This is a genomic window from Frankia tisae, from assembly GCF_025403405.1.
GTDB classification, from domain to species: Bacteria; Actinomycetota; Actinomycetes; order Frankiales; family Frankiaceae; genus Frankia; species Frankia tisai.
The window spans coordinates 1-8,838 of record NZ_JANEZT010000290.1; the positions used below are offsets into that span (position 1 = coordinate 1).

Sequence of the window (8,838 nt, forward strand, 5' to 3'; positions counted from 1 at the left end):
CACCGATGATCCGAACACCCTCGACCGCGCGCGGGCCGCGCTCGCCGGCGCAGTGGCGGTCACCCCGCAGCCGCCGCCACCCACCCCGCTCGTCGGAGACCACATCCGCGCCTGATCACGCCGGGTCGTGCGGACGGGCCGCTTCCGGGTCCTGCCGTCCCTGCCGCCGTCCCCGTCCCTGCCGCCGTCCCCGTCCCTGCCGCCGTCCCCGTCGACATCGCGGCGCCGCGGTTCTGTCGTACCCGTGGCCTACGGTCAGCGCAGGAGACGGAGGACACGATACGGAGGACGCGATGACGCACGACGCGGTGACGCACGACGCGGTGACGCACGACGCGGTGACGAACGACGCACCGCCCGGCCCGATCACGGTCGACGAGATCCGCCGGGTGCCGAAGGTCCTGCTGCACGACCACCTCGACGGCGGGCTGCGGCCGGCCACGGTGGTGGAACTCGCCGACGAGACCGGCTACCGGGGCCTGCCGTCCACGGATGTGCACGCGTTGAGTACCTGGTTCCGCGGCGGGGCGCACAGCGGCTCGCTGGTGCGCTACCTGGAGACCTTCAGCCACACCGTCGCCGTGATGCAGGCCCGGGAGGCGATCCGGCGGGTGGCGCGCGAGTGCGCCGAGGACCTCGCGGCCGACGGCGTCGTCTACGCCGAGGTGCGGTTCGCCCCCGAGCTGCACGTGGAGCGGGGCCTGTCGTTCGACGAGGTCGTCGAGGCGGTCCTCGACGGCTTCCGGGCGGGCTCCGCCGGCACGCCGCTGCGTATTCGCGCGCTGCTCACCGCGATGCGCCACCAGGCCCGCTCGCTGGAGATCGCCGAGCTTGCGGTCCGCTGGCGGGACGCCGGCGTGGTCGGCTTCGACATCGCCGGCGCCGAGGCCGGCAATCCGCCGACCCGGCATCTCGACGCCTTCCAGTACATCCAGCGGGCGAACGGGCATTACACGATCCATGCCGGCGAGGCGTTCGGGCTGCCGTCGATCTGGGAGGCGGTCCAGTGGTGCAACGCCGACCGGCTCGGCCACGGGGTGCGCATCGTCGACGACATCACGGTCGATCCGGATGGGAAAGCGATCCTTGGTGACCTCGCCAACTACGTGCGTGATGTCCGGGTGCCGTTGGAGATGTGCCCCACCTCGAACGTGCACACGGGCGCCGCGCCGAGCATCGAGCGCCATCCCATCGGCCTGCTGCGCCGGCTGCACTTTCGGGTGACGGTGAACACCGACAACCGGCTCATGAGTGGAGTGTCGCTGTCGAGCGAGTTCGCGACGCTCGTCGACGTCCACGGCTACGACTGGTCGGACATCCGCTGGCTGACCCTGAACGCGATGAAGTCGGCGTTCCTCCCCTTCGACGAGCGTCTCGATCTCATCAACAACATCATCAAGCCGGGCTATGCGCCCTACGTCCGCGAGGAGCTCGCACGGTGAGTTCGAGCGTTGCAGGAATTGAGCCGCCCCCCGCCCCCGCGGTGCCGTCCTCCGGTTCGACTGGCACGGTTGCGGCCCGTCCCGCCGCCGCGGGCACTGTGGGCGCCGTGGTCGGGGCTGACGGGCGGGCACGCTGCCCCTGGGGGCTGTCGGCGCCGGAGTACGTCGAGTACCACGACTCCGAGTGGGGCCGGCCGGTCCGGGACGAGGGGGAGCTGTTCGAACGTCTCACCCTCGAGGCGTTCCAGTCCGGGCTGTCGTGGCTGACGATCCTGCGCAAGCGGCCGGCGTTCCGCGCGGCCTTTGCCGGGTTCGACGCGGGGGTGGTCGCCGGTTTCGGGCCCGCCGACATCGAGCGGCTGCTCGGCGACGCCGGCATCGTGCGCAACCGCCGCAAGATCGAGGCCACAATCGTCAACGCCCGGGCCGTGCTCGCCCTCGACCGGCCGCTGCCCGAGCTGATCTGGTCGCACCGGCCGCCGCGGCGAGCCCGGCCGGCCATCCTCGCCGACGTTCCCGCGAAGACCGCCGAGTCGGTGGCGCTGGCGAAGGGATTGCGCGCGGCCGGCTTTGTGTTCGTCGGCCCGACAACCGCGTATGCGCTCATGCAGGCCTGCGGCCTCGTCGACGATCACTTGGCGGACTGCTGGGTGCCGCGCCCGCCCGAGTAACCGCATCTCCGGATGGAACGGAACGCCCGGGTCGGATCACGTGGGGAAACCGGCGAGGACGTCCGCGGAGGCGGACAGCCCGAGGCGGGTCGCGCCGGCCCGGATCATCGCCATCGCCTTCTCCGCCGTCCGGATGCCGCCCGAGGCCTTGATGCCGAGGCGTCCCCCCACCGCCTCGCTCATCGCCTGCACCGCGCGCACGCTGGCGCCGCCGGCCGGGTGAAATCCGGTGGACGTCTTGACGAACTCGGCCCCGCCGGCCTCCGCTGCCCGGCAGGCCGCGATGATGCTCGCGTCGGGCAGCAGCGCCGTCTCCAGGATCACCTTGAGGATCACATGCGGCGGCACCGACAGGCGGACCTCGGAGATCTCGGTCTCGATCGCCCGCCAGTTCTCATCCATCGCGTTGGCGATGTCGATGACCATGTCGATCTCGGTCGCGCCGTCCGCCACGGCCCGGCGGGCCTCCTCGGCCTTGATGACGGTCAGATGCGTGCCGTGCGGGAAGCCGATCACCGAGGCGACGGCAAAGGCGGGGTCGGCCCCCTGGCCGTCGCGGTACGTGCTCGCGGCGGCGAGATAGACATGGGTCGGGGCCACGCAGACCGCGCCGACGCGGAGCTTGGCGGCCTCGGCGCACAGCGCGAGTACCTCCTCGTCGGTCGCGGCCGGGGCGAGCAGCGTGTGGTCGATCATCCGGGCGACCTCGACCCGCCGCAGGGTGGGCTGGACGCCCTCGGCCGAGGTGGAGGCGCCGCCCGGGGGTTCCTCGGCGGGACGGTCGGGTCCGGCGGGAACGGTTGTCATACGTTGCATCATTGCCGATCCCGTCTCGCGTTCGAGGAGTCAGTCCGTGCATCTGCACGTCGTGGACCATCCCCTGGCGGCCTCGTCGCTCACCGTGCTCCGCGACGAACGCACGCCGCGCTCCCGATTCCGGCCGACCCTGCACGACCTGGCCACGATGCTGGTCTACGAGGCGACCCGGACGTTGCCGACGATGCCCGTCACGGTGACGACGCCGCTCGCGACGACGGCGGGGGTGCGGCTGGCCGCCGAGGCGGTCCTCGCCCCGGTACTGCGCGCCGGCCTCGGCATGTTGCCCGCGGCGCTCGGCCTGCTCCCTGAAGCCCACACCGCCTTCATCGGGCTGGCCCGGGACGAGACCACCCATCGGCCCACCGTCTACCTGGAGGCCGTGCCCGCCGACCTGACCGGCCGCCCGGTGCTGCTGCTCGACCCGATGCTCGCCACCGGCGGCTCGGCGCTGCACTGCCTGCGACTGCTGCTCGACCGCGGCGCGCGAGGCATCACGGTCGTCGCGGTCGTCGCGGCGCCCGAGGGGCTGACGGCGCTCGAGTCCGGCCTGCCGGCCGCGGCGGTGGCGGAGCTGACGGTGGTGACCGCCGCGGTCGACGAGCGGCTGAACGACATCGCCTATATCGTCCCCGGGCTCGGTGACGCCGGCGATCGGATCTACGGCGAGATGTGAGGCACTGTCGGTGGCCGGCCTGGGAGCGCGAGGCGCGGTCCGGCGGCTACCCGAGGCGGCCGATCAGATCATCGACGGCAACGGTCAGCCCGGCCAGCCGGGACCGGGCCCGTTCGCGGGCCGCCGCGACGGCGGTGGCCGCCCCAGCCGCCACCGGCTCGACGACCTCGAGATACACCTTCAGCTTCGGCTCGGTCCCACTCGGCCGGAAGGTCACCCGGTTGTCGTCGAGGAACAGCACGAAGACGTCGGACGCCGGCAGCGCGCCGTCGTCGAGCAGGTCGCGCCGGCCCGTCACCGCGCGACCCGCGAGCCGCGCCGGCGGCTGTGCGCGCAACCGCCGCATCGCCGCGGCGATCCGAGTGACGTCGGCGAAACGGGCCGAACGCTGCCCCGTCTCATGCACGCCTATCCGCGCCGCCAGCTCGTCGAGAAGATCCAGTAGCGTCCGGCCGCGCCGTTTGGCCGCGGTGGCGATCAGTGTGACGGCCAGTGCCGCGGTGATGCCATCCTTGTCACGCACCAGGTCCGGGGCGAGGGCGTAGCCGAGCGCCTCCTCGTAACCGAAGACGAGCCGCGGATCCGCCCGCATGATCCACTTGAAGCCGGTGAGTGTTTCGCGGCACGCGACACCGGTGTGCTGCGCCAGCGTGCGCAGGCCGGACGAGCTGACCAGGGTGGTCGCCACCGGGCCGGGCCGGCGGCGGAGCACCTGATCGGCGAGCAGCAGGCCGATCTCGTCCCCGGTGAGCAGCCGTCCGCCCACCGCCACGGCACAGCGGTCCGCGTCGGGGTCGGTCGCCAGCACCAGATCCGCGCCGATGCGTGCACCGAGCGCCAGCACCCGGTCCATGGCGCCCGCCTCCTCGGGATTTGGCCAGTGGACGGTCGGGAAGTCCGGATCGGGCGCGGCCTGCTCGTCGACGACAGCAGGGGCTGCGAGCCCGGCGGCGGCGAAAGCAGCGGCGAGTGTCTCGGCGCCGACACCGTGCAACGGGGTGTACGCGACGGTCACGGGTGCCGGTGCGGGATCGTTCAGGTCGACTGCCGGGGCCAGCTCGAGCACCGCTGCCACGGCGGCGTGGACGTAGTCATCGACGATCCGTCTGTCGAGCCGGCGCCAGGTCTCGGCCAGGGGGATCGCGGCGGCCGGGCCCGCGACGGCGATGCGCCGCTCGATGTCGGCGTCCGCGGGTGCGACGAGTTGCGCGCCGCGTCCCGGATCCGGGTCGGCGCCGCCGAGTTGCGCCCCGCCGAGTTGCGCCCCGCCGAGGTAAACCTTGTAACCGTTGTCGGTGGCCGGATTGTGGCTGGCGGTGACCATAACGCCGGCATCGGCCCGCAGGTGGCGTACCGCGAAGGCCAGTACCGGCGTGGGCAGCGGCCCGGGTAGGACCACGGCCCGCAGCCCGGCCCCGGCGGCGACCCGCGCGGTGTCCAGCGCGAACGCCTCGCTGCGATGCCGGGCGTCGTAGCCGACGACGACCAGGGGAGCTGTGGCCGGGGCGCCGCCCGCCGCGGTCGCCTTCGCCGCGGCATGTAGCCAGGCGGCCAGGCCGGCGGCGGCCCGGCGCACCACGGCCGTGTTCATCCCTCCGGGCCCGGCGCGCAGCGGCCCACGCAGCCCCGCCGTCCCGAACCGCAGCGGCGCCCGGAACCGGTCGTCGAGCTCGGCGAGCACCACCGGGTCGCGGACGGCCTCGGCGCACAGCCGGGTCAGCTCGGCCCGGTCCCCGGCATCCGGATCGTCGGCGAGCCAGACCCGGACCTGCGTGGCCAGCGGATCGGGCAACTCCGGTGGCGGGACGTCGGCCGGCGCCGTCATGATCCGGCCGCGCCTAGAGACGGGCGGCGACGTCGGCGAGCAGAGCCCCCATGCGCTCCGCCGCGTTCGCACCCGCGGCCAGCACCTCCAGGTGGTTCAGCGGCTCCCCGGTCATGCCCGCCGCGAGGTTGGTCACCAGTGACAGACCCAGCACCTCGGCGCCGGCCGCCCGGGCGGCGATCGTCTCGTGCACCGTCGACATGCCCACCAGGTCGGCGCCCAGGACCCGCAGCATGCGAATCTCCGCGGGCGTCTCGAAGTGTGGTCCGGGCAGGCCGGCGTAGACACCCTCGGCCAGCGACGCGTCGACCTCCCGGGCCAGCATGCGCAGCCGCGGCGAATAGGCGTCGGTCAGATCGGTGAAGGCGGGTCCCACCAGCGGTGATTGTCCGGTGAGGTTGAGATGGTCGGAGATGAGGACCGGCTGGCCGATGGTCATGTCGGCGCGCAGCCCGCCGGCGGCGTTCGTCAGCACGACGGTGGACACGCCCGCGGCGCAGGCCAGCCGAACCGCGTGCACCACCCGTGACAGCCCGTGGCCCTCGTACGAGTGCACCCGGCCCAGGTAGACGAGCACCCGGCGGCCCTCGAGGTGCAGCGAACGGGCGACCGGCCGATGCCCGGGCACATCGGTGCCTGGGGGAAAGCCCCCTAGTTGAGCGAAGGTGACCTCGGTGACCTTGTCTGCCCGCCGCGCAAGCACGTCCGCGGCCGGGCGCCACCCGGAGCCCAGCAGGACCGCCACATCATGCCGTCCTGCTCCGGTCAGTTCCGCGAGCCGCGCGGCCGAAGCCGCCGCGTTCGGTTCCTCTATCTGCTCCTGCGACTGCTCCCACACCCGGCGAATGTACGGGGTGCGTGGAGGAGACTGGCGGACGTGCCCCCGTTGCCGTCCCACCGCCGGCTACCGTCCGTGCCGCTCGAGTCCGGTGAATTCACCGAGGTCGTGCTGCGCGGGCGGCTGACCGATCCCGACGGACCGGGACGGCTGATGTCGAAGGTCGAGACCTTCGTCGGTCACCGGGTCGGCGCCTCGCGGTGGATCATGCTCACCGACCGGCGGCTGCTCGTCGTCGCGCCGTTTCCCCGCGAGGGGGACTGGTTCGACGTCGTCTTCGACCGTCGCGAGGTGACCGCCTCCCGCGGCATCAAACACGGCGACGTCATCACGGTGGAGCTGAGCACGCCACACGGCCGTCAGGTCCTGCGCGTCCCGGCCCGGCTGCGAACCGAGGCCGGCCGTTTCATCCGGGCGCTGCGCCGCTAGCCGCTGGCTGTGCGGCTCTGGCTGTTGGCCGGGTCAATGGTCGGCCAGCCGCAGGGCGGCCCCCGTCCTTCTCGTATGCGTGCACAACCTGACGCTCGGCGCGGCGGCCACACCGGACCGTCCTGGCGCACCGGCCGATAGGGTCGGGACGGGATCCCGCGGCGGGCGTGACGATGTCGCCACAGCACAGGCGTGACACCGCGCCCGGTGGGCCGAACCGGACAGCGATGGGAACAACGGACCGATGACTACAACCCAGCCGGCCACCGGCGAGCTACCGATCCCGGGCCCAGGGGTCTCCGCGATCAGTGGGCAGCGCCAGCGCACGGCCATGCGCACTCATCTGTGCGGCGATCTGCGGGCGGATCACGTCGGCCGGACCGTGTCAGTGTGCGGCTGGGTGGCACACCGCCGCCAGCACGGGCAGTCGCTGACCTTCGTCGACCTGCGGGACCACTCCGGCCTCCTGCAGGTGGTCGTCGACGGATCCGTCGACGTCCGCTCCGAGTACGTGCTGCGCGTCACCGGCACGGTCGCCATCCGGCCGGACGGCACGGCGAACCCGGCTCTGACCACCGGCGAGGTGGAACTGCGTGACTGCGCGGTCGAAATCCTCTCGGCCGCCACCCCGCCCCCGTTCCCCCTCGACGACCGCGCCGACGCCGTCGACGAGTCCACCCGGCTGGCCTACCGCTACCTCGACCTGCGCCGAGAGCGGATGCAGCGCAACCTGCGGGCCCGCTCCGCTGTGCTCGGCGCGATGCGCGCTGCCCTGGCGCCGTTCGACTTCGTCGAGGTGGAGACGCCGCTGTTGATGCCGTCGACGCCGGAGGGCGCCCGGGAGTTCATCGTCCCGTCCCGGCAGTTCCCGGGGAGCTTCTATGCCCTGCCTCAGTCGCCGCAGCTGTTCAAGCAGCTGCTCATGGTCGGCGGGACCGACCGCTACTTCCAGTTCGCGCGCTGCCTGCGCGACGAGGATCTGCGGGCCGACCGGCAGTACGAGTTCACCCAGCTGGACCTCGAGATGAGCTTCGTCGACCAGGACGACGTGCTCGAAGTGATCTCCACTGCGGTGCTCGCCGCGGCACGGGCGGTGACGACCGAACCCGTGCCGCCGATTGAACGGATCACCTGGCACGAGGCGATGAACCGCTTCGGCGTCGACAAGCCGGACCTGCGGTTCGGCCTGGAGCTCGTCGAGCTCACCGAGATCTTCGCCGGCAGTGGCTTCAAGGCGTTCGCCGGGGCTGATGCGATCAAGGGTATTCGGGTGCCCGGCGGCTCGGCCACCCATAACCGGCGCCGGTTGGACGATCTCACCACGCGGGCCAAGTCGCTGGGCGCCAAAGGCCTGGTGTGGATGCGGGTCGGCGCCGGCGGCAAGCTGGAGTCGCCGGTGGCGAAGTTCCTGTCCGACGGCGAGCTTGCCGGCATCATCGCCGCGACCGAGGCTGTCGAGGGCGACCTGCTGCTGCTGGTCGCCGACGAGTGGGCTACCGCCTGCGAGGTGCTCGGGCAGCTGCGCAACGACCTCGGCCGCCCGCCGGCCGGCCAGGGGCCGCTGCGGTTCGTGTGGGTGGTGGACTTCCCGCTGTTCGTCGGGGTCGACCAGGCCACCGGTCGGCCGAAGCCGGGTCACCACCCCTTCACCCGGCCGCATCCCGATGACATCGCCAAGCTGGAGAGCGACCCGCTCGAGGTGCGCAGCCGTGCCTATGACCTGGTGCTCAACGGCTGGGAACTTGGATCGGGTTCGATCCGGATCCATGAGAGTGTCCTGCAACAGCGCATCTTCGGCCTGCTCGGGATCACACCGGAGGAGGCGAACGCCAGGTTCGGCTTCTTCCTCACCCCGTTCGGCTACGGCGCGCCGCCACACGGTGGTTTTGCGGTCGGGATCGACCGGTTGGTCGCCATTCTGGCGGGTGAGGAGAACATTCGCGAGGTCATCGCCTTCCCCAAGACCCAGTCCGGCCTCGACCCGCTGACCGGAGCTCCTACCCGGGTGACGGACCGTCAGCTTCGTGAGCTGGGTGTGCGGGTGATCGCCCCGGCGGCCCCGGTGACCGGCTCGGATCCGGCAGGAGCGCAGGCAGCCGGATAGCCGGTGGTTCGGCTGCTGGCGGCGGGTGGCGGGTGGT

Annotated in this window: 8 protein-coding genes; 5 read left to right on the plus strand and 3 right to left on the minus strand. The window is 72.4% G+C overall.

Annotated features, from left to right (window positions below; translation table 11 throughout):
* The first annotated feature begins 338 nt into the window (after positions 1-338).
* Positions 339-1,442 (plus strand): adenosine deaminase, encoded by a 1,104-nt coding sequence (locus NBZ85_RS22900; protein WP_261562567.1) that lies wholly within the window; start codon positions 339-341, stop codon positions 1,440-1,442.
* Complete coding sequence (locus tag NBZ85_RS22905) at positions 1,439-2,113, plus strand: DNA-3-methyladenine glycosylase I (protein ID WP_372517777.1); 675 nt, start codon at positions 1,439-1,441, stop codon at positions 2,111-2,113. The genes NBZ85_RS22900 and NBZ85_RS22905 overlap by 4 nt, the downstream gene beginning before the upstream one ends.
* A gap of 36 nt (positions 2,114-2,149) precedes the next feature.
* Here the strand turns inward: NBZ85_RS22905 and deoC are convergent, their stop codons facing one another.
* Complete coding sequence (gene deoC, locus NBZ85_RS22910) at positions 2,150-2,920, minus strand: deoxyribose-phosphate aldolase (protein WP_372517778.1); 771 nt, start codon at positions 2,918-2,920, stop codon at positions 2,150-2,152.
* A gap of 46 nt (positions 2,921-2,966) precedes the next feature.
* Between deoC and upp the strand changes: the two genes are divergently transcribed.
* Positions 2,967-3,605, plus strand: coding sequence for a uracil phosphoribosyltransferase (gene upp, locus NBZ85_RS22915; protein WP_261558928.1), 639 nt, complete (start codon positions 2,967-2,969; stop codon positions 3,603-3,605).
* A gap of 46 nt (positions 3,606-3,651) precedes the next feature.
* Here the strand turns inward: upp and NBZ85_RS22920 are convergent, their stop codons facing one another.
* Both NBZ85_RS22920 and NBZ85_RS22925 read right to left on the minus strand, forming a co-directional pair.
* Positions 3,652-5,430, minus strand: a complete 1,779-nt coding sequence (locus NBZ85_RS22920) for a phospho-sugar mutase (RefSeq protein WP_261562565.1) — start codon at positions 5,428-5,430, stop codon at positions 3,652-3,654.
* Between the two features lie 13 nt (positions 5,431-5,443).
* Positions 5,444-6,268: a purine-nucleoside phosphorylase gene (locus NBZ85_RS22925; RefSeq protein ID WP_261558933.1), complete on the minus strand. Its 825-nt coding sequence runs from the start codon at positions 6,266-6,268 to the stop codon at positions 5,444-5,446.
* Between the two features lie 39 nt (positions 6,269-6,307).
* Between NBZ85_RS22925 and NBZ85_RS22930 the strand changes: the two genes are divergently transcribed.
* Together NBZ85_RS22930 and aspS are read left to right on the plus strand one after the other, a co-directional pair.
* Positions 6,308-6,697: a hypothetical protein gene (locus NBZ85_RS22930; RefSeq protein WP_261558930.1), complete on the plus strand. Its 390-nt coding sequence runs from the start codon at positions 6,308-6,310 to the stop codon at positions 6,695-6,697.
* 244 nt (positions 6,698-6,941) lie between these two features.
* Positions 6,942-8,801 (plus strand): aspartate--tRNA ligase, encoded by a 1,860-nt coding sequence (gene aspS / locus NBZ85_RS22935; protein WP_261562566.1) that lies wholly within the window; start codon positions 6,942-6,944, stop codon positions 8,799-8,801.
* Positions 8,802-8,838: the final 37 nt, after the last annotated feature.